This window comes from Nostoc sp. (assembly GCF_036917815.1).
Classification (GTDB): domain Bacteria; phylum Cyanobacteriota; class Cyanobacteriia; order Cyanobacteriales; family Nostocaceae; genus Nostoc.
In genome coordinates, this window is sequence record NZ_JBALEK010000035.1 from 157,541 (window position 1) to 178,540 (window position 21,000).

The following is a 21,000-nucleotide window of genomic DNA, read 5'->3' on the forward strand; positions in this document are numbered from 1 at the left end:
GAGTCAGCTATCACACCAGAGCAACTGTCCGAAAATATGTGAGTAATATTATCGACATAATGGTTTCTCAGAGTATAAGAATTTATTATTGCTTCTAAGGAGTCGTGTTAAATATGATTTTCCCTCGTGTGTTTACTGAGTACCCTAAATTAGATGTTCTGCTCACAAAGCTGAAGTTTCTGAAATCAGCAAGGCTTTTATTTTTTAGTTTTTCAGTATTATCTTTTACCGTATGCGTAGGAGTGGCAAGTATGGCGTTCCTGGGTAGCGCGTTAGCGCAGCTCGCCATTGGCGTTGGCGTTAGCGTCTCTGAAAGAGAAGCCTCTCGTAGAGAAGTCATCGCTCAGATTCCATTGACACCAGATTCAGCACCTCTGGGTGAGAAAACACTCTCTCAGGTTAACGTGCTATTTGTCAACCCAAATGTCGGAGATGACAGCAAAGGCAATGGCAGCGAATCCGCTCCGATGAAAACAATTACCAAAGCATTGCGATTAGCGAACGCCAATACTGTAATTATGCTCTCCACGGGCACTTATAGCGCCGATACAGGGGAGGAATTTCCCTTAATGCTGAAACCGGGTGTTTCAATTCAAGGCAACCCTAGCAATCAAGGTAAGGACATTATCATTCAAGGAGGTGGAGATTATCTGAGTCGCAGCTTTGCTGGTCAAAACGTTGCCATTGTGGGAGCAAATCAAGCCTTGCTCTCTGGAGTAACGGTGACTAACTCGAACCCCCGTGGTTACGGTTTATGGATTGAATCTAGCAATCCGGTAATCACGGAAAATACATTTACTGGTAGTACCCAAGATGGGATTTCTGTCAGTGGGAATGCTGTACCCACCATTAGTAAGAATTACTTTGATCGCAATGGAGCCAATGGCATCACAATTGCTGGTAACTCTAGTCCCCAAGTGAAAGAAAATGTCTTTCACCAAACGGGTTTTGGGATTAATATTGCCCAAAATGCGGCTCCTGTAATCATCAGCAATCAAATTCAGAACAATAGATCGGGAATTGTGGTACAAGCAAACGCCCGCCCGATTTTACGGAATAATTCTATTCAAGATAATAAAGAAGATGGTTTAGTTGCGATCGCTCAAGCAATGCCAGATTTGGGTACTGCATCGGAACCTGGGGGTAATCAATTTCAAAATAATGCCCGCTACGACATTAACGCCAGCGCTGCAAAACAGGTGATTTCTGCTGCTGGTAACAACTTAGTGAGCGATCGCATCACTGGCAAAGTAGATATTAACCAGACAACAGCACTAGCAACACCAAATTCTCAACCTGTTCCCAACAATGTCTTACGAGAAATACCAGCAAACGGGGAAATCACCTTCTCGGCTCCCGAAATCTCTGAAACTACCAATCAGCAAACCAGCAACAGCATTTCAGTAAATAATCCTGTTCCTACACGCTTAAACAGTAAATTACTACCATTAGTCCCAGCCAATGTACCACTTTCCCCGCCTATATCCAATCAACAACCACCCACCTCTGGAGTCGCCGGTTTTCCTACTCCTAGCAGCTTGTCAGGTAGACTCCCAACTGATACTCAAGTTGCAACTTCCAGTCCAACACAGCCGCCTGGTACACCAGAGTTAAATTATGTGCGGATTGATCCTAATACCATTGAGTTTACTAACCCTGAGTATCCATCCAATTCAGTTGCACAGCCACCAGTTCCAAGGATGAGGGAGCAAACACAGCAGCCATTACCAATACTAGAAAGTGCTGCCCCAGGTGCTTCAGCACTTTTACCACTTCCCAATCAGAATATCCCTATTGCCAATACTCGCAATATCCGAACAAGTTCTGCAAGTATTCCATATCGTGGTAACTCTGCGACACAATTTGGTATCCGTTATCGCGTGGTAGTCCCACTGTTCACTGATAAGGATCGAGATTTAGTGCGATTCATCGCTCCTGATGCGTTTCCCACAGTTTGGCAAGGTCAAAGAGTTATGCAAGCAGGAGTATTTAGCAGTGAATATAACGCTAAAGAAATGCTCAAAACACTCTCTAGCAAGGGTTTAAGAGCCATTATGGAGCCGTTGAATTAATTGGGCATTGGGCACTTGTACTGAGCGCAGTCGTTGGCGCAGCCTAAGAAGAGAAGTATGGGGCATGGGGCATTGGGCATGAGTCAATAATTCTCCCTCATCTCCCTAATTTCCCTGATCTTTCCTATTCCTGAAAAACCCTATCCCGGCTTATGATCCAAACGGGTGGCTTGCTCTAGGGCGGCTTTTTCTTTGGCTCGGCGGGCATAAGGTTGTAATTGAGTGCGATCGCAAGCGGTGAAAATACTCAGGTTTTCCAAGGCTATCCCCCGCATTAACATTTCTACGCGCCAGGTTTGTTGCGCCTGGGCGATCGCTGGCGTTTGTCCTTGGGGAGTTAACAAGCCCTCACTCCATACTTGCCAACGTGTCTCAAGCTCTGACTCCGAGAGGGGTTTACCTGTTTCATTCAGAAACATGGCTGTTTGAGTATCTTTACGACTTTTTAGCCATTTTATTAAGGGATTATTAGTAAAAGAACCGTAGCGTTTACCCAAAATCCACTGATTCAGAGGCACTTGACGGACAAATCCGGGGATTGTGATTTGCAGGAAGTGCCCTTGAGTATCGTAGATTTGGTGCGATCGCTCCAAGCTAATTATTTCTGTAGCAGATAACCCAGCTCCAAATAACACATAAGCTAAGGCATAATCTCGAATTCCCAACTTCCGGGCTTGTTGCAGAATTTCGTTAACTAAACTAGCTGGTAAATCAGCTACTTCTGTGGTATTAAAGCCTCCTTGTAAGCAGTTTGTTGCTGATTCTGCTGAGGATGACATGGCTCCATGTAAAAACAACTCCACCAAATTTTCCAGAAAATCATCCCGATCTTCCCAAAGTTCGTGAAATTCGCTGGTAAACTCAATTACGGCATATCCCAAAATCATTCCATTCAGCAAACTGGCTAATTTTTCTGCGGGTAAATAGGTGTTTAAGTGTCCTTGCTGGATTACAGTAGCTAAATACCGAGCTACATAGCGGTTTGCCTCTGTTACTCCCCTGCCTAGGGCGCGGCGATTTTCTGCCGGAAATTGGTCGGCTTCACCGACCACAGACCGGACGAACTCTGGCACTCGTTCTAATGCGTGTAAGCTATCACTTGCATAATCTTTAAGAGCTTGGTAGACATTGCCGGGAGGCGTTGCTCGTCGCACCAGCGACTCACCTAAATTCTTGAAGGCTGTAGACTCTTCCAATACAGCCAAAAGCAGTCCATGCTTATTGCCAAAATTCCGAAATAGAGTCACTTCGTTGACTTCGGCTTTTTCAGCAATTTGGCGGGTTGTAGTGGCGCTGACTCCGTGAGCAGAAAACAACTCAAGTGCAGCTTGAATCAGGCGTTGACGAGTTGAAAGCAGTTGAGATGACATAGAAAAATGCAAGTGGCACTTGCACGGAAATTAGAGTTCTGCTAGCATAGCAAATGTAAGTGATACTTGCTTTCCTCTACTGTAACGAACTGCTGTACAGGTCAGGTAAATCCCTGTGGGATTGTGCCCAAGAAAAAACAAATCGCTTTATTATCCATCAACAGGAATTTTTATGACCGCAAATTTTGGGGCGATCGCCCCTGAGAGAGGCAACTCACCTCAACTCAGTTGGACAAATGTGGTATTTTTTGCTGCATTTCATGCCTTAGCACTTCTGGCTCCTTGGTTTTTCTCCTGGCCAGCATTAGGTTTGCTAGTGTTTCTCCACTGGTTATTCGGAAGCATTGGTATTTGCCTGGGATATCACCGACTACTGAGCCATAAGAGTTTCCAAGTTCCTAAGTGGTTAGAGTATGCGATCGCCCTCATTGGAGCGCTGGCTTTGCAAGGCGGGCCAATTTTTTGGGTAGGTGGACACCGCCAGCATCACGCCCACACAGAAGATATTGACTTAGATCCCTACTCTGCCCAAAGAGGATTTTGGTGGAGCCACATACTATGGATTTTCTACCCACGTCCAGAATTTTTTGACTACGAAACCTATAAAAAATATGCCCCTGACTTAGCAAGACAACCCTTTTATTGCTGGCTGGATCGCTACTTCTTGCTGTTGCAAATACCCTTCGGCTTGCTGCTATATGCTTTAGGAGGATGGTCTTTTGTATTTTACGGAGTGTTTCTCAGATGTGTCTTGCTTTGGCACTCAACCTGGTTTGTGAACTCAGCATCACACCTGTGGGGTTATCGCACCTTTGATGCTAATGATGGCGCTCGTAATCTTTGGTGGGTATCCCTCGTCACTTATGGAGAAGGATGGCACAACAACCATCACACTTATCCCCACATGGCGAAATCTGGGTTGTCTTGGTGGGAAATTGATGTTACTTGGTGGAGCATCCTACTTTTGCAGACTTTGGGTTTAGCCAAAAAAGTTGTCTCACGCCCTCCTCAAGGTGCAACTCACGGCTAAATTGCAACTCAACATTTATGAATTTGTCAGGCCGACTGCTGATTTGGCGTCGGCTTACTAATTTTTATCAGAAAAATGGGTTTAAAACCGCGTGCTTCTAGCACGGCTTTATATTTACTAGAGACACGATCTCCGTTTTGTAGACAAGTTTGTTAAGGTTTAATCATGTATGCCATCAAACGAGAATTAAAACTGAATAAAGTTGAAACCTCCTTGATGCGTGGCAATGCTGGGTTTAAGCGATTTGTCTACAACTTTGGGTTGGACTTGCTCACTGCTTCTTGGAGTCTTGAAAATGTGAAAGCGTCTGACTCCAAAAGAATTGATGCCATCAATCACAAGTTAGCTAATGCTATAAGTAATAACTGTTTTTACGAAATCCGTCGTCAGTTTATTTATAAGCAAGCTCATTATGGAACAAAGGTAGAACTTGTAGATAGATGGTATCCAAGTTCTAAAACTTGTTCTAAGTGTAATTCTATCCAAGACATGAAGTTATAGCAGTTCCCATTCAGATGCAGTACAACGTTACATCACGAGGTGTAGGGGCACGGCAATGCCGTGCCCCTACGGGTGTACCTCACGTAAACGATAACTGCTATATCAGACCGAATATTTAATTGTAAAGTTTGTCAGCATTCTCAAGATCGTGATGAAAATGCTTCTATCAATCTTGAGAATGCTCCTAAAAATAAAGTACGGTTGGCTTGACCGAAACTTAACGCCTGTGGACTGTTGTAGCCGACTACCTTGGATGAAGCAGGAAGCAGACCCTCTAGGAATACTTATTTCTAGTTGAATGGTGAGACTTGAATAAGTTTAGCCAAGTTTTGTAGAGCAGATTGAAGGTATGTTTGGGTTAAGTGATTTGAAGCAGACGCGAGTTTATCAAGAAGGCAAGCAAGAAGGAGCGCGTGAAGAAAAGTTTAGAATGATACCTTTGTTATTGAGATTGGGATTGAGTTTTGAAGAAACAGCGAAAAAGCTAGGTTTGAGTTTAGAGGAGGTTCAGCAAGAAATGCAAAAACAGCCTCCAAGTCAGGATATATAGCGGTTCTCAGTTGAGTTAGTCCCCAACTCCCTCCCCGCTCTTCGAGAGGGGACTATGATGTACCTTATATAATTAGGAAACGCTACATAACCTACAATTAGCACTACTCGCAGATACCCCTAAATATTCCTCCTAATTTTCCATTCGCACAAGTTTTAATTTTTTCTATGATTTCGCTCTCTCCCATTCTTCAAGCTAGACTTTCCCAACCCTTAAAAATTGGCTCCTTGGAGGTAAAAAGTCGGGTTCTCCAGTCGCCTCTATCTGGGGTGACGGATCTGGTGTTTCGCCGTCTCGTGCGTCGCTATGCGCCAGATTCGATGATGTATACCGAAATGGTGAATGCTACGGGGTTGCATTATGTCAAGCAATTACCCAAAATCATGGAGGTAGATCCCAATGAACGCCCAATTAGTGTTCAACTATTTGATTGTCGTCCAGATTTCCTGGCAGAAGCAGCAATAAAAGCAGTTGCCGAAGGTGCTGATACTGTTGATATTAATATGGGTTGTCCTGTTAATAAAATCACTAAAAATGGTGGCGGTTCTTCGTTGTTGCGGCAACCGGAAGTGGCAGAAGCAATTGTGCGGGAAGTGGTAAAAGCTGTTGATGTCCCTGTGACAGTCAAAACCCGTATTGGCTGGAATGACAATGAAATTACCATTCTCGACTTTGCCAAGCGGATGGAAGATGCCGGGGCAAAAATGATCACAGTACACGGACGCACTCGCGCCCAAGGGTACAATGGCAATGCTCGTTGGGAATGGATTACCCGTGTAAAAGAAGTGCTTTCTATCCCAGTGATTGGGAATGGAGATATTTTTTCTGTTGAAGCGGCGGTGAGATGTTTAGAACAAACTGGCGCTGATGGTGTTATGTGTTCCCGTGGAACTTTGGGTTATCCATTTTTGGTGGGAGAAATTGATCACTTCCTGAAAACTGGGGAGATATTGCCGCCACCAACCCCAATTGGACGTTTGGAATGTGCAAGAGATCATTTACAAGCATTGTGGGAATATAAAGGCGATCGCGGTGTTCGTCAAGCCCGTAAGCACATGACTTGGTATGCTAAGGGTTTCGTTGGTGCTGCCGAACTTCGAGGACAGCTAAGTTTGGTTGAAAAAGTAGATCAAGGTTTGGCAATGATTGACCAAGCAATTGAAAAACTAGCTAATGGTTATGAATTAGAGGAAGAAGCCCAAGGTAGTTTGGTGATGCTGTGACGTGGTTAGCTTTTCAAAAGTATTACTGGGTTTTATAGCATTTCCCAAGCTAGTAAGGTACACCCGTAGGGGCACGGCAGTGCCGTGCCCCTACACCTTGCGATATAATGTTGTACCTCATCTGAATGGGAACAGCTATAGTGTAGCAGTAGACGAATTGTTGGGTTGATTCATGCGATCGCAAAACTGTTTCAATCCCTAATAGGGATTTTGGTTAATTGCAATATATTACAATCAGTAAGCTATTTTCGCTTATTCCCGTTTCAATCCCTAATAGGGATTTTGGTTAATTGCAATCTTTATTGAGATAATCTTCAATTGCTTTTATGTCGTTTCAATCCCTAATAGGGATTTTGGTTAATTGCAATTCGGGCTATCCACGCCGTGGTGTACAAATCGGAGAAAGGTTTCAATCCCTAATAGGGATTTTGGTTAATTGCAATTCAAATCCCGCTCTTTTTTTGCGAACTCTTCAGCAGTTTCAATCCCTAATAGGGATTTTGGTTAATTGCAATGCTATTGCTGTCTAGATTGTGGTAGTATTGAAGGTTTCAATCCCTAATAGGGATTTTGGTTAATTGCAATTTAGCCCGTTATGGACGGTGACAGCAAACGTCATGTTTCAATCCCTAATAGGGATTTTGGTTAATTGCAATAAATATGGTTGGCTTGCTCATTGTATAGATAATCGTTTCAATCCCTAATAGGGATTTTGGTTAATTGCAATACAATCATAAATTACCTCAGAATATAAATATAGAGTTTCAATCCCTAATAGGGATTTTGGTTAATTGCAATCCACCATTTACTGGTGGGCAGTGTCCAATTGGTTATGTTTCAATCCCTAATAGGGATTTTGGTTAATTGCAATCATAAGTAACGCTCTGAATAGCATTAGACGCATACGTTTCAATCCCTAATAGGGATTTTGGTTAATTGCAATTCTCTCACATCTCACATGAAGGGAATTTACTACGTTTCAATCCCTAATAGGGATTTTGGTTAATTGCAATACAGCTTAATTCCGCGATCGTGTCTTCGGGCGTACAAAGTTTCAATCCCTAATAGGGATTTTGGTTAATTGCAATTCACTGCATACCCGCTCATTGGGAGCTATCGGGGTTTCAATCCCTAATAGGGATTTTGGTTAATTGCAATAAGGGCAACTGAAATAGCCGCTAACGCGATTGGAGTTTCAATCCCTAATAGGGATTTTGGTTAATTGCAATGTTGTGGCCATGGCTGTGGCTCCCACATTGGGCACTGCTGTTTCAATCCCTAATAGGGATTTTGGTTAATTGCAATGTGAAAGTCGAGATGAGTGATGAAATTTACTTGGAGGTTTCAATCCCTAATAGGGATTTTGGTTAATTGCAATGGCCGAGAGAAATTAATCCCAGACTTAAAACGATTCGTTTCAATCCCTAATAGGGATTTTGGTTAATTGCAATTCAAACAAACGGTACAACTGAGATTGTGCCAGTAGTACGTTTCAATCCCTAATAGGGATTTTGGTTAATTGCAATGAAGTAGGGTCAGAACGTGATCTTCTCTCCTCTCCGTTTCAATCCCTAATAGGGATTTTGGTTAATTGCAATATTACCCGATCCACCAACGGCTCCGTTTTCGGGTGGTTTCAATCCCTAATAGGGATTTTGGTTAATTGCAATGGTTGGTTATTTTCATCAGCTAGATTTATGATTGGTTTCAATCCCTAATAGGGATTTTGGTTAATTGCAATAATTCGACTTTCACGGCACAGACAAAATTTTCAAAGTTTCAATCCCTAATAGGGATTTTGGTTAATTGCAATGCAAGCCCAGCCTGAGGGGTGTTGATTGGAGTTGTTTCAATCCCTAATAGGGATTTTGGTTAATTGCAATTTTATAATATGCCTCAGCCAGCTAAATTATTCTATGATTGGAGTTGTTTCAATCCCTAATAGGGATTTTGGTTAATTGCAATAGCTTGGTCGTTCATCAATTTAATTTCCCAATCAGATGTTTCAATCCCTAATAGGGATTTTGGTTAATTGCAATTTGTCGGTGGGATCATACGCAAAACCTTGGGTGAGTTTCAATCCCTAATAGGGATTTTGGTTAATTGCAATTCAAGGATGCAGAACTCAAGGTCGCCGTTACAGGTTTCAATCCCTAATAGGGATTTTGGTTAATTGCAATCTAATACAGATGTACTAGAAGCTAAAGTTTTGTTTCAATCCCTAATAGGGATTTTGGTTAATTGCAATACAATTGATGGACTCCCTCAACCATCTCAATTAGCTAAAGTTTTGTTTCAATCCCTAATAGGGATTTTGGTTAATTGCAATAAATCTCGCCGACCGGGAACAGGCGATACTCGATGTTTCAATCCCTAATAGGGATTTTGGTTAATTGCAATCAGCATATAAGCTGAGTTAAGAATAATAGCTATCCGTTTCAATCCCTAATAGGGATTTTGGTTAATTGCAATGTAGCCACGGCGGCCGACGGATCAACCCCAATTGTTTCAATCCCTAATAGGGATTTTGGTTAATTGCAATAGCATAGTAATAACAGGATAACCGGGTGCAGGATTGTTTCAATCCCTAATAGGGATTTTGGTTAATTGCAATTAGTTGTGCCAGTTACCATTCCAAGAGAAATAAGAGTTTCAATCCCTAATAGGGATTTTGGTTAATTGCAATTGTGGTGCATTTTTAGCGCGGTAAGTATCGAGCCTTTGTTTCAATCCCTAATAGGGATTTTGGTTAATTGCAATTTGATTGCCAGTGTACAATACGTTCCTTAATTCGTATTGTTTCAATCCCTAATAGGGATTTTGGTTAATTGCAATGTTTCGTTTGAGTTTTTCACTAATAGTTTTGCTGTGTTTCAATCCCTAATAGGGATTTTGGTTAATTGCAATCAGCAAAAAGAAAATACTGGTTAGGAAGGTTTTTGAAAGTTTCAATCCCTAATAGGGATTTTGGTTAATTGCAATTCAAAATCATAAGCGGTTACAGAAATTAATCTGTGTTTCAATCCCTAATAGGGATTTTGGTTAATTGCAATTTTCATGAATCTGTTGGAGCGTCAAATCTGGCATTGGTTTCAATCCCTAATAGGGATTTTGGTTAATTGCAATACAATATCGCAGTAGAGTACGGGCGGTGGTTGCGTTTCAATCCCTAATAGGGATTTTGGTTAATTGCAATCGCTGGCTTCTGAAAGCGCTGCTGTATTTGGTTTTCAAGGTGCAGTTGCGCGAGTAAGTGAATCATAACACAGGGAATAGTGATAGCACAAGATGTAAATCGCTGAAAGCCAGTCTCTGTAAGGTGCGCGGATGGTTTTAGAGTACGAAAACCCTGAAAGTCTTATACAGATGGAGCGTAGAGCCTTTTTTGCCTCTTCTCATTTTGTACACCTACCCATCCGCGCATAAGGCAAGAAAATTAGCCTAATTAGCGATCGCTACCACCATTAAAATAAGCGATCGCCTGACACTTGCACACCTTAATGTACCAAATCAGGGAACACCTCTTGTACAGCCGGATGGACTAAGTGATGATTCCGCACATTCACACCCTTAGCTAAGGCTGGGTTAACTTCCAGTGCCATAATTCCCAAATTCGCCAACTGGACAACATAAGGTAATGTACTGTTATTGAGTGCCTGAGTTGCTGTCCAAGGTACCGCTCCTGGCATATTAGGAACGCCATAATGCACTACGCCCTCTTCAAGGTATACCGGATTTGTGTGGGATGTGGCGTGTAAGGTTTCTATGCAACCGCCTTGATCAACGGCTACATCAACTATTACCGAACCAGGACGCATTTGTTTAACCAATTCGCGGGATACTAATATTGGTGCCCTGCGTCCCAGTACTAAAACTGCACCGATAAGCAAATCAGCTTCAATGACTGCAACTTCAATATGGGCTGAGTTGCTATAAAGCAATTCGACTCTAGAGCCAAAGAGGGTTTCTAAGTAAGATAAGCGATCGACACTCACATCTAAAATCTGGACGATCGCACCCACGCCCACAGCAATTTTAGCTGCTTCTGTGCCGACAACGCCGCCACCTAAAATTACTACTTTACCTGGTTTGACTCCAGGGACACCGCCCAAAAGCACACCTCTACCACCTTGCTGACGTTCTAGGAATCTCGCCCCAAATTGTACTGCAAGGCGACCGGCAATAACGCTCATGGGGGTGAGCAAGGGTAATTTGTTAGCGCCAGGTTGTTCTACAGTTTCGTAAGCGATCGCAGTTGTGCCACAATCAATTAAATGTTCTGTCAATTTGCGATCGGCTGCTAAATGTAAATAAGTAAATAATATCTGCCCCTTCTGCAAAAACTTATACTCAGATGTCAGTGGCTCTTTGACTTTAACAACCAATTCCCGATTCCAAGCCGTTTCTGATGTCGGGACAATTTCGGCTCCAGCACTTCTGTAGTCGTCATCTGAGAATCCAGCACCATTACCTGCTTGCGTCTGGACAAAGATGCTATGACCATTTTCCCGCAGCACCCGCACACTAGAAGGACTTAAACCGACCCGAAACTCTTGATCCTTATTTTCCTTGGGAACGCCGATTTCCATATATCGCCTCTGATAATTAATTTTTTTGTTTAACTGTAGCCTGCCAATCTCAAGCTTGCTACTTTCGTCTTCTTAGTTCCGTATTAGAGATAGCTAATCTTGTTCATTACCTCTAAACGACGTTCATTTATCTGTGAACTAGACCAGGGTGCTTCGGTTAAAAAGTGGTGTAATTGATGGTATTCCACTCAGATGGCGTTTTCTGCCATCTGAGATAGGTTTTTTCTCTCGCTTTCCCCCAATAATCCCCCTAAATAATGCCTAAACCCTCTTTTTTGGGCTTTATGAGTAAATGCTTCATCAAACCGTTGACACCATTTCTCAAAACACAGGGGCATGGCTGCGGGGGTTGTCTCTTTCATTGGGTGTTACTTCGACGTGAAAGCTATACTAGGATAGTATTATACTCTGTTTTTACCTTTTATTTTGTTTAAGTCCCACTAACAAAATCGCATTGCTCCCAGTTAGTGGACTGGCTCTCTAGGGAACTATAACTACAAATCAGGTTAAGGAAGTTGTAGTGATGAGAGTTGTACCCTTTCTATTGATATTAACAACTGGGTTCTTCACTTCGGGAATGCTGTTACCAGCAACGGCTCAGGTGAGATCCGATGGGACTACCAACACCATTGTCAACAAAAGTGGTAATAATTTTAATATTATTAACGGTATAAATCAAGGTAATAATTTATTTCACAGTTTCAGTAATTTCTCTGTGCCTACTGGCGGTTCGGCGACTTTTGATTTAACCAACACGCCAAATATTACAACCATATTTAGTCGAGTTACTGGTGGAAATGTTTCCAATATTAACGGATTAATTCAAACTCTCAACGGTAATAATGCTGTAAGTTTGTTCTTAATGAATCCTGCAGGGATTGTATTTGGTAAAGATGCCAGTTTAAATATTAGCGGCTCATTTGTGGGAACAACGGCGAATAGTATTAAATTTTTCGATGGGACAGAGTTTAGTGCTGTGAATGCAAATGCCAAACCCTTGTTAACGATGAGTGTGCCGATTGGGTTACAGATGGGACAGAATGCAGCACCGATGCAAGTGCAAAGCAATCTTACTGCAGGACTTGACCTGAGTTTGGAAGCCGGTCGCCTAGACTTGCAAGGGCAATTGGTAGCGGGGAGAGATATTACCCTCAAAGCCCAGAATACCGTGCAGATTCGGGATACCGTCACAACTCCATTCCTGGCTCAAGCAGGGAGAAACTTAACGATTCAGGGGAATCAGAGCATTGATATCCTGGCATTGAACCAGCCCAACGCGGCACTTCAGAGTCGGGGCAATTTGAGTTTGATCAGCAACGGTAATATTTCTGGCGATGCCCATTTTCTCAGTGGTGGTAATGTGTTATTTCAAACTTTGACTGGCGCTCCAGGTAAATTTGTCAGTCAGTTTGATCCAGTAATTTATGCCAATGGCGATGTAGTATTTGGTGACTACATGGGAGCGGCATTGAAAGTGGAGGCGACAGGGAGCATTGAGGGCGGGAATATTACCATTGTCAGACCCGATGCCACCATTCCCGTCAGCGATCCCGATTTTATAACTTTAACCACTCAGCCTGCGGTGATTTTGCGGGCAGGTGTGCCATCAATAGCTACATCAAATTTGCCACAACTGGGAGTAGGTGATATCAATACTAATTTCACGACGGGGACGGTGGCAGGGCTTCCTCCAGGCAGCATTAGTATTAGCAAGATCAACACGTCCAATGCAACGGGGCAAAATGGTGGTTCAATTACTCTAACTGCCCAGGGTGATATTACAACGGAATCTTTGAATTCGTCGTCGTCGTCGATTTTTGGCAATAGTGGGAATGGAGGAGCTATTACAGTTTCCACAACTAACGGTAATCTTTCTGTCAATACCGGTGTATTGTCAGCAGCAACTTCCATCTTTGGCAATAGTGGGAATGGAGGAGCCATTACACTTTCCACAACTAATGGCAATCTTTCTCTCAATGGCGGTGTATCTTCAATAACCTATTCTCTCTTTGGTCAATCATCTGGGAATGGAGGAGCCATTACACTTTCCACAACTAACGGTAATCTTTCTCTCAATGGTGGCGTATATTCAGACGCATTTTCTGTCTCTGGTAAATCTGGGAATGGAGGAGCCATCACACTTTCCACAAATAATGGCAATCTCTCCAACCAGGGTGATATTTATTCCCCTTCTTTCACAACAACAGGGAATACGGGAAATGGAGGAGCCATTACACTTTCCACAAATAATGGCAATCTCTCCAACCAGGGTGATATTTATTCCCAGTCTTTCACAATAACAGGGAATAGTGGGAATGGCGGCGATATCTCCCTTTCCACAAATAATGGTAGCCTCTCTAACCACGGCGATTTGTATTCCTTCTCCTTCTCAAAAACAACAGGAAATAGTGGGAATGGAGGCAATATCGCCTTTTCCACAAATAATGGCAATCTCTCCAACCAGGCCGATTTGTATTCCTTCTCCACCTCAAAAGTAGGGAATAGTGGGAATGGCGGCGATATCTCCCTGGCTGCCCAAAACGGCAGTATCCTTGGCAAAGCTAGCAGCTTGTATACTTTTTCAATTGCGCCCCAAGGAACCGCAAGCGATGGCGGATCTGTAACATTAGATGCTCAAAACCAGATATCTGGACTAACACTACTAACAACATCCTCTTCTGCTAAGGCGGGAGATGTGTCAATTGTGGGGCGAGGAGATCTGGCGATCGCTGATACCACCATCCTGACTAGTAAGCAAGTCACCGTTAACACACCATTCACGGGAGAGATCCCCATTACGGTGGATGGCACAGGGCGATCAGGGGATGTCAACATCAGCAGCGCGGGCAATCTCACCCTCAGCAACAGTTCCATTCAAAGCGACACCAAAGGCAACGACCCCGCAGGCAACGTCACCCTCACCAGTCCCGGATTGATTCGCTTTGACAACAGCCAAATTGCCAGTAGCACCAGCAATATAGGACAAGCCGGAGACATCAACATCAATGCCCCCAGTGTCAGCGTCACCGACAACGCCAAAATTTCCGCCGCCACCCAAGGCAGTGGCAGGGGCGGCAATATTAGCATCACCACCGGGCAATTAACCCTGCAAGATGGGGTGGAACTGACGGCATCCTCCTCTGGCAGCGGTAGAGCAGGCAATCTAATTATCGCCGCAGATGAGGTGACACTGAATCAGGGGTCAAGGGTGACTTCTAATACCTCTAGCAGTGGAGCGGCGGGAGAGGTGAAGCTGACAATACCGAATGGTTCACTGTCACTGCTCAATGGTTCCGAAATCTCTACATCTACTCAAGGCACCGGCGATGCTGGTAACGTGGGTATCACCGCCAATACTGTGACTGTCCAAGGAAGTAAAATTAGTAGCCAATCCTCTGGTAGCGGTAACAGTGGTTTGTTAGATTTAACCACGTCCCAACTGACATTAGCAGACAATGCCGAACTTTCCACAGCATCATCAGGGAGCGGTAAAGCGGGGAACATCAGCGTCCAAGCCCAACAAGTCACTCTTGGTAATGGCTCACAAATCACTAGTCGCAGTCAAGGTACTGGTGATGGTGGCACGATTCAAGTAGAGGCTGGCTCCCTGCTGTTAAATGGCGGTGCCCAAATCAACGCTCAAACCACCTCTGGCAATGGCGGTAACCTCATACTCTCCCTTGGGGATATGCTCCAGTTGTGGAATCAGAGTTTACTTTCTGCCGCAGCTGGGGGCAATGGCAATGGTGGTAATATTACCATTAGCAGTCCCTTCATTATTGGTTTAGGTAATAGTGATATAGTTGCTAATGCCTTTCAAGGTAATGGTGGCAATATCGAAATTACCACCAATGGTATCTTTGGGTTGAAATACCGCGATCACCTGACGAACGATAACGATATCACCGCTAGTTCCCAGTTTGGTGTCAACGGCACTGTGCAAATTAATCACATCGGTGTTGACCCCACCTCTGGCTCAGTGGAATTGCCAGTGAATGTTACCGATCCGTCACAGCAAATTGCCAGTGGTTGTGCTGCCAATCAAGGCAGTAGTTTTGTGGCTACAGGAAGGGGTGGGATACCCCAAAATCCAACACAGCAAATTGGGAGCGATGTCTACGACGGGCTACGCCTACGCCCTTGGTCTGATGTCCGTGATATCTCTGCATACCGCACAACACAAGCCTTACAAGCACAAATACCCAAATCTCCAGAGGTACTTGTGCAAGCTACTGGTTGGCGACGTAATGCTGATGGCAAAATCGAGATATTTGCAGATAAATCTCCTCTTCTGGTGCAACAACCATTAACTTGTGCTGCTGTGATCAAAAGTTAATATATCATCAATCATCCCCTATCCGTGAGAGGTTAAGGTAATTGCACTTTTGTCAAGAGGGTGCAGGAAAAGGCGATAAATCCAGCTTGGAGACTGGCTTTCGGAGATATTTAACCACGCCTAAGTCTTGATTCTCTGGGGCAGCGAAGTACTTAATCGGGTCATCCGCAATGCCATAGTCATAAGCGACACTAAAATGGTACAAACCGCGAAATATCATCTCCAAAGAAATGCGGTCAAATGGCAGAGATAATTCGTCTGCAACAGCATCTCCCAAGTCAACCAAAACAGCATAAAATAACCAAGTAGCCCAGACTTGTAACTTCACACCATTAATAGAACCAGTCCACAAATAAGATAGCCCCAGTAAGCGTTTTACTGCGTAAAAAGCTTCTTCAACTCTCCATCTTCGGCGATATAAATCTGCAACGACATAGGGAGGTAATATTTGGGGGTCGAGGACAGAAGTAATGTCAGAATAGCTAGTTTCACCAATTTCTGTTCTCAGTTTCTCAATTCAATCTGAGTAGCCCAAACTCTTACCCTTGACTATTGCCCCAGTATTTATACAATATATAAAGAATAGTAACAATTTATTAAAAGAGCGATTGTATAGCTCCCGACTAGGAAGCTTTTGCTGAATTTATCAAGTCATCTTGGCATTCAAGCACTGCAATCAGCTCACAAGCTACCCTGACTTCTCACGTCATCTGGAAAATTCAAAGTCTCTCTCCTTTTAGGAGAGAGAAATAGAAGTGAGGTTTTCCTTCCAGGTATAGAGTGAAAAGTCAGATAAGCTACGTAAGTGTTCGGTAAAAGAACGAGTATATTCCTTTAACTTTTACCGCTTATACCTGCTTGGCGTGACTTCTACCAGAAGTCTCATATCAAATCCCGTTTGCCGAAAAAAGGTTTCTGAAAAAATGACACAAACACAACCAACAATTACACCTAAACTAGAAGAGCCGAAGTTTGGCTTTAACGAATATGCCGAACGCTTGAATGGTCGAGCCGCAATGATTGGCTTCGCTTTGATGCTGGTGATTGAATATGTCACCAATCAAGGGGTGCTATCATGGCTGGGTCTGAAGTAGTGCCAGCAATAAGCACAAGGTGGAAGTTCTAAGCTAGTAGTTAAAAGAGTTTCAACCAGCTGGAACAACCAGTTGGTTTTGACTTCAATAATTAATAGGGAAGTACCTCACTCTAGATACAATTAAACTTATTCATAAATTCTTGCCCTAGAATGTAAGCAAGAGAGGAATCAAAATACCTATTAGTGATTGAAATATCATAGACTTGCAACTAGTAAGCTAAAAAACATCTAATTTGCATAATCGAATTCAATATAACTCTTGTGGGGTGGGCATCTTACCATTGGTGTCAACTTAGAGCTAGGGCGAATAGAATTCGCGGCTATACAAACTCTCGTCCGCCTACGCGGACTAAGAAAAATTAATGTTTTTAACCCGCGCAGGTGGGTTTCGTCTGTGTAGACAAGCCAGTGCGTTGGGCGGCTCCGCCGACTTGAAGCACCTGGCGCGCGGTTTCTAACCGCCCTTTTCACGTTAACTTGACACTAATGGCATCTTACCCACCCAGTATATGCAGTTTAAATGTGGAACAGCTTATATGCAAGGCAATTAATGATTAAACTTACTCCCTTACTAAAGAAAATCATAATTAGTGTCAGCCTTGGATGAGAAAGGCAAATTAGGGGTAAGGTATTCTTGGTAAATATACACAAAAGGTGAACTGGAACCAACCAAGCTGTGATGAATGCTGTATTACCTCGTTTTTTGAAGTCAACCTACCGAAAAGAGCCAATAATCAGTGTGTTGATGACGATGGGCGTTATGGATGCCCTGATTGGCGGATTGAATGATAGCTGGTCGTTGTTAGCTTTTGGTTTGGGAACCACAGGGATAACGCTAGGCTTTAAGTTGTGGCGTTTCCAGCAACGTCGTCCTCTCCCAGAGGAGCCTGTGGTGCAACATTATTTGCCCTCTCGTTCTTCTACTGCGCCTTTACCAATGTTAAGCGTTTCTAAGAGAAAACCACCTCTTTAGGATATGCAGAGTTATTACTTAAATAACTCTGTAAAATTTATCAAAACACCGTAATACCCCATCCCTCTACAGGGTGGGGATTGCAAGTTACGATTGACGATTACATCTGTAACCAATTTTTGCCGTAGGCAACATAGGGAACAGATGTATGAGGAATGAGCTATTTTTTAGCAGGTAACGCGAGGGTTTTAATATAATCTCTAAGGATTTCAGCCATAGATAGCTGTTTCTTCTCCGAGTATTCCTTGATAATTTGATTTGGTTAACTGGATCTATAATCTATAAAAGTGAGGAAAAAGAGTGAGTAGTAAGGGAAGAGGTAGCGGTAATTTTCTGCGCCCATATATTCTCCTGGCATTTATGGCAGCAGTCGCCCTTCCGGTGACTATCTGGGAAGGGTTTTCTATTCATCAAGCTCATGCTGCCACTGAATTAACGCCAGACTCCCAAGCTACCACCAGCTTTGCTAATGCCCAACTACTTTACACACTCAGAGGACATGACGGAACCGTTAAATCCCTCGCTTTCAGTCCAGATAGCAAAATTCTGGTGAGTGGAGGTGCAGAAAACGAGGGTATAATTCGCCTATGGAATCCAACAAACGGCAAAAGGTTGGGAAGTATTAATAAAGCACACAAAACAGCCGTAGAATCTTTAGTGATTTCGCCAGATGGTCAAACCCTCGCTAGCTGTAGTGATGACAACACGATTAACCTCTGGAGCCTGAAAAATTTCAAATTTACCCGCTCTTTTGTCGGACATACCAGTAACGTATTATCTTTAGCGGTATCTCCTGATAGTAAAGTTCTAGTCAGTGGAGGTTTGGATGGGATTCGTCTCTGGGATTTGCTACAGCAACGCCCTCTAGGGATTCTGGTGGGTTTTGATAATTTGATTTATACCCTGGCCATTAGTCCTGATGGACAGACTTTGGCTAGTGGTGATGATAAGGGTGTAATCAAGTTGTGGAATTTGAGTACTGGTAAATTAATCAGTGAATTTGTCGCTCATTCTAATGCTGTTAGTGCTGTCATATTTACACCAGATGGAGAAACTTTAGTTACTGCTAGCCGCGATCGCACCATCAAACAATGGAATATTAATACTAGAGAATTAGTCCGCACCCTTACAGGACATAATAACTGGGTAAATGCGATCGCCATTAATCCCGATGGACAAACCCTTGCTAGTGCCGGCAGAGATGGGATTAAATTGTGGAATTTAACTACAGGTGAGTTAATCAAGACACTGAGTGGACATACAGACTGGGTAAGTGCGATCGCTTTTAGTCCAAATGGTAAAATTCTTGCCAGTGGTGGATTTGATCAACAAATCAAGATTTGGGGCATTCCACTAAAACGTAAGTAATAGCGGTAGCTCATGGGTTTTCCCACGCGCTCGTTAGCGAGTAGCGTGTCGCAGACAAGACTTGCTAATGCTCCGCTAGTGTTAAGAGAGAAGAGGGCGCAGCCTAGTACGACACGGCGTAAATAAAGCAACCATTTTAAATAGCCAGAAAGCCTACAAAATAAGCATTCTTTCTTTTTACTTTTGCCTTCTTGTACTAGGCTGTTGTAGTGACTACCGCCCAGGTTTCCAGCCTGATGGTGATTTTTAGATTGTTTGCTAAAATTTGGTTTTGCATTTTCAGAGTTGTTATAGTAAAAAATCAACCAAGGCTCAGATCAAATTTTGCCAGAACTAGCCAAAATCAATGATGGTATCAACCAAAAGCGATGTCTACGACGGTCACTGAGCGCAGCCGTACCACTTCGTGGAAGCAAGCTACGCGAAGCGTCTCGTAGAGAAGTGCGGGCTACGCCTACACCAAATGTTGCATAACTGTGAATACTTGATGAAAATACAGCCAAGCTAATATCTGATCCAGAAAATTACTGTCAGTATAAACATAGGTAATTTCCAAATCATCTATGCAGCTACTTGCCCTCTAGACCGGAACAATTTCTGAACTTAGACAATCTTAGAAATGGTCATCGTCAGTAAATGCACTCAGGCAAAAGTCAATATCTCCTCTGAAGCAAAGGTTTCAACGGTGAAACGCTATTTGAAACGTCAAATAACTTGCTACTTAAATGATGTTTAATTTTCCCGAACTGTTTTTGATCCCCATTTCGATAGAATGACTAGGCAGAACCCTAAAACTCAAAACCGCTTTTGACTGCGACGCCCATGAATCAATTGAACAATGGTTTTACGCTATTTCTAAGTCTGCTAGTCGAGGCGATGCCTTTTTTGCTTCTTGGGGTTTTATTCTCCAGTTTGCTGCTGTTTTTTGTTGATGAGCGCAAATTAGTAGAAAGAATGCCCAAAAATCCCCTATTGGGTGCTTTAGTTGGTAGTATGATCGGCTTTTTATTTCCGGTGTGTGAGTGCGGGAATGTACCGGTAGCGCGGCGGTTCCTGATTCAGGGAGTACCCACACCTGTTGCAATTGGTTTTTTGCTAGCAGCACCCACAATTAACCCGGTGGTAATTTGGTCAACTTGGACAGCATTTCGAGATCAGCCAGAAATAGTGGTCTTACGAGTGGTATTTTCTCTAGTAATTGCCACAATTATCGGGTACGTTTTCAGTTTTCAAAAGGACTTAAATCCTATAGTCCAACCTGCGATCGCTCGTTATATGAAGTTTAATCCACCCACGCTCTCTGAAACCAAACGCCGTGGTAAGCGTTCCCAAGTAGAAGAGGAAGCAGCGATACCAAATATCTTGCAATCGGGGACTTATATCTTAGGAGGAAAAACAGGTGCGCCTCTGCGAATAGATGCTAATTTGGTACCGCCTACCTCAATGTCTACTTCCAATAAACCCCTTGCAGATAAACTGCGCCTAGTTGTGGATAATAGCATCCAAGAATTCCGAGAACTGGGCGGAATCATGATTTTAGGAAGTGCGATCGCTGCGGCTATTCAAATCCTCGCTCCCCGTGAATTAATTCTCAGTTTGGGTGCTGGGCCGATTACCTCAATTGTCGTCATGCTGATATTAGCAGTGGTGGTGTCAATTTGTTCTACAGTGGATTCTTTTTTCGCCCTATCTTTTGCCTCAACCTTTAGCAGTGGTTCATTGTTGGCATTTCTGGTGTTTGGGCCAATGATTGACATCAAAGGCATTGGTTTGATGTTATCGATTTTTAAACCGAAAACGGTTTTTTACTTATTTGCTTTAGCAGCACAATTAACATTTGTATTCACCCTTTTCCTGAACTTGCACGTCCTTTAAAAAATTAGTCATTTGTC

12 protein-coding genes, 3 pseudogenes and 1 CRISPR repeat array are annotated in these 21,000 nt (G+C 43.2%); of the genes and pseudogenes, 11 read left to right on the forward strand and 4 right to left on the reverse strand.

Annotation, left to right across the window (positions count from 1 at the left end; all coding sequences use genetic code 11):
* Positions 1–113 precede the first annotated feature (113 nt).
* The gene (locus V7K97_RS09310) at positions 114–2,072 is read left to right on the forward strand and encodes a DUF1565 domain-containing protein (protein ID WP_334800591.1); all 1,959 of its coding nucleotides are present in this window, start codon (positions 114–116) and stop codon (positions 2,070–2,072) included.
* 140 nt (positions 2,073–2,212) lie between these two features.
* On the opposite strand, the gene V7K97_RS09315 is transcribed toward V7K97_RS09310, so the two are convergent.
* The gene (locus V7K97_RS09315) at positions 2,213–3,442 is read right to left on the reverse strand and encodes a TetR family transcriptional regulator (protein ID WP_334800592.1); all 1,230 of its coding nucleotides are present in this window, start codon (positions 3,440–3,442) and stop codon (positions 2,213–2,215) included.
* 172 nt (positions 3,443–3,614) lie between these two features.
* Here V7K97_RS09315 and V7K97_RS09320 point away from each other — a divergent pair, with 172 nt between their 5' ends.
* From V7K97_RS09320 to dusB, 4 genes and pseudogenes are all read left to right on the forward strand, one after another.
* Positions 3,615–4,472, forward strand: a complete 858-nt coding sequence (locus V7K97_RS09320; RefSeq protein WP_334800593.1) for an acyl-CoA desaturase — start codon at positions 3,615–3,617, stop codon at positions 4,470–4,472.
* A gap of 216 nt (positions 4,473–4,688) precedes the next feature.
* Positions 4,689–5,183: pseudogene (locus tag V7K97_RS09325) on the forward strand (zinc ribbon domain-containing protein).
* 139 nt (positions 5,184–5,322) lie between these two features.
* Complete coding sequence (locus tag V7K97_RS09330; RefSeq protein WP_334800594.1) at positions 5,323–5,523, forward strand: hypothetical protein; 201 nt, start codon at positions 5,323–5,325, stop codon at positions 5,521–5,523.
* A gap of 167 nt (positions 5,524–5,690) precedes the next feature.
* Positions 5,691–6,746 (forward strand): tRNA dihydrouridine synthase DusB, encoded by a 1,056-nt coding sequence (gene dusB / locus V7K97_RS09335; RefSeq protein ID WP_334800595.1) that lies wholly within the window; start codon positions 5,691–5,693, stop codon positions 6,744–6,746.
* A 188-nt stretch (positions 6,747–6,934) separates the two neighbouring features.
* A CRISPR array of direct repeats spans positions 6,935–9,942; the repeat unit is 37 nt; unit sequence GTTTCAATCCCTAATAGGGATTTTGGTTAATTGCAAT.
* Positions 9,943–10,243: 301 nt separating this feature from the next.
* Here the strand turns inward: dusB and ald are convergent.
* Positions 10,244–11,335: an alanine dehydrogenase gene (ald, locus tag V7K97_RS09340; RefSeq protein ID WP_334800596.1), complete on the reverse strand. Its 1,092-nt coding sequence runs from the start codon at positions 11,333–11,335 to the stop codon at positions 10,244–10,246.
* A 92-nt stretch (positions 11,336–11,427) separates the two neighbouring features.
* Positions 11,428–11,697: pseudogene (locus V7K97_RS09345) on the reverse strand (transposase); the annotation flags it as partial.
* Between the two features lie 161 nt (positions 11,698–11,858).
* On the opposite strand from V7K97_RS09345, the gene V7K97_RS09350 reads away from it, so the two are divergent.
* Positions 11,859–15,671, forward strand: a complete 3,813-nt coding sequence (locus V7K97_RS09350) for a two-partner secretion domain-containing protein (protein ID WP_334800598.1) — start codon at positions 11,859–11,861, stop codon at positions 15,669–15,671.
* Between the two features lie 64 nt (positions 15,672–15,735).
* Here the strand turns inward: V7K97_RS09350 and V7K97_RS09355 are convergent.
* Positions 15,736–16,161, reverse strand: a pseudogene (locus tag V7K97_RS09355) (transposase); the annotation flags it as partial.
* A 433-nt stretch (positions 16,162–16,594) separates the two neighbouring features.
* Here V7K97_RS09355 and V7K97_RS09360 point away from each other — a divergent pair.
* From V7K97_RS09360 to V7K97_RS09380, 5 genes are all read left to right on the forward strand, one after another.
* Positions 16,595–16,765: a chlorophyll a/b-binding protein gene (locus V7K97_RS09360; RefSeq protein WP_012410338.1), complete on the forward strand. Its 171-nt coding sequence runs from the start codon at positions 16,595–16,597 to the stop codon at positions 16,763–16,765.
* 681 nt (positions 16,766–17,446) lie between these two features.
* Positions 17,447–17,740 (forward strand): hypothetical protein, encoded by a 294-nt coding sequence (locus V7K97_RS09365; protein ID WP_334800599.1) that lies wholly within the window; start codon positions 17,447–17,449, stop codon positions 17,738–17,740.
* Positions 17,741–18,100: 360 nt separating this feature from the next.
* On the forward strand, positions 18,101–19,108 hold the full coding sequence (locus V7K97_RS09370; RefSeq protein WP_334800723.1) for a WD40 repeat domain-containing protein: 1,008 nt from the start codon (positions 18,101–18,103) through the stop codon (positions 19,106–19,108).
* 324 nt (positions 19,109–19,432) lie between these two features.
* Entirely contained in the window at positions 19,433–19,582 is a 150-nt protein-coding gene (locus V7K97_RS09375; RefSeq protein ID WP_334800600.1) for a hypothetical protein, read from the forward strand.
* A gap of 348 nt (positions 19,583–19,930) precedes the next feature.
* Complete coding sequence (locus tag V7K97_RS09380) at positions 19,931–20,983, forward strand: permease (RefSeq protein ID WP_334800601.1); 1,053 nt, start codon at positions 19,931–19,933, stop codon at positions 20,981–20,983.
* Positions 20,984–21,000: the final 17 nt, after the last annotated feature.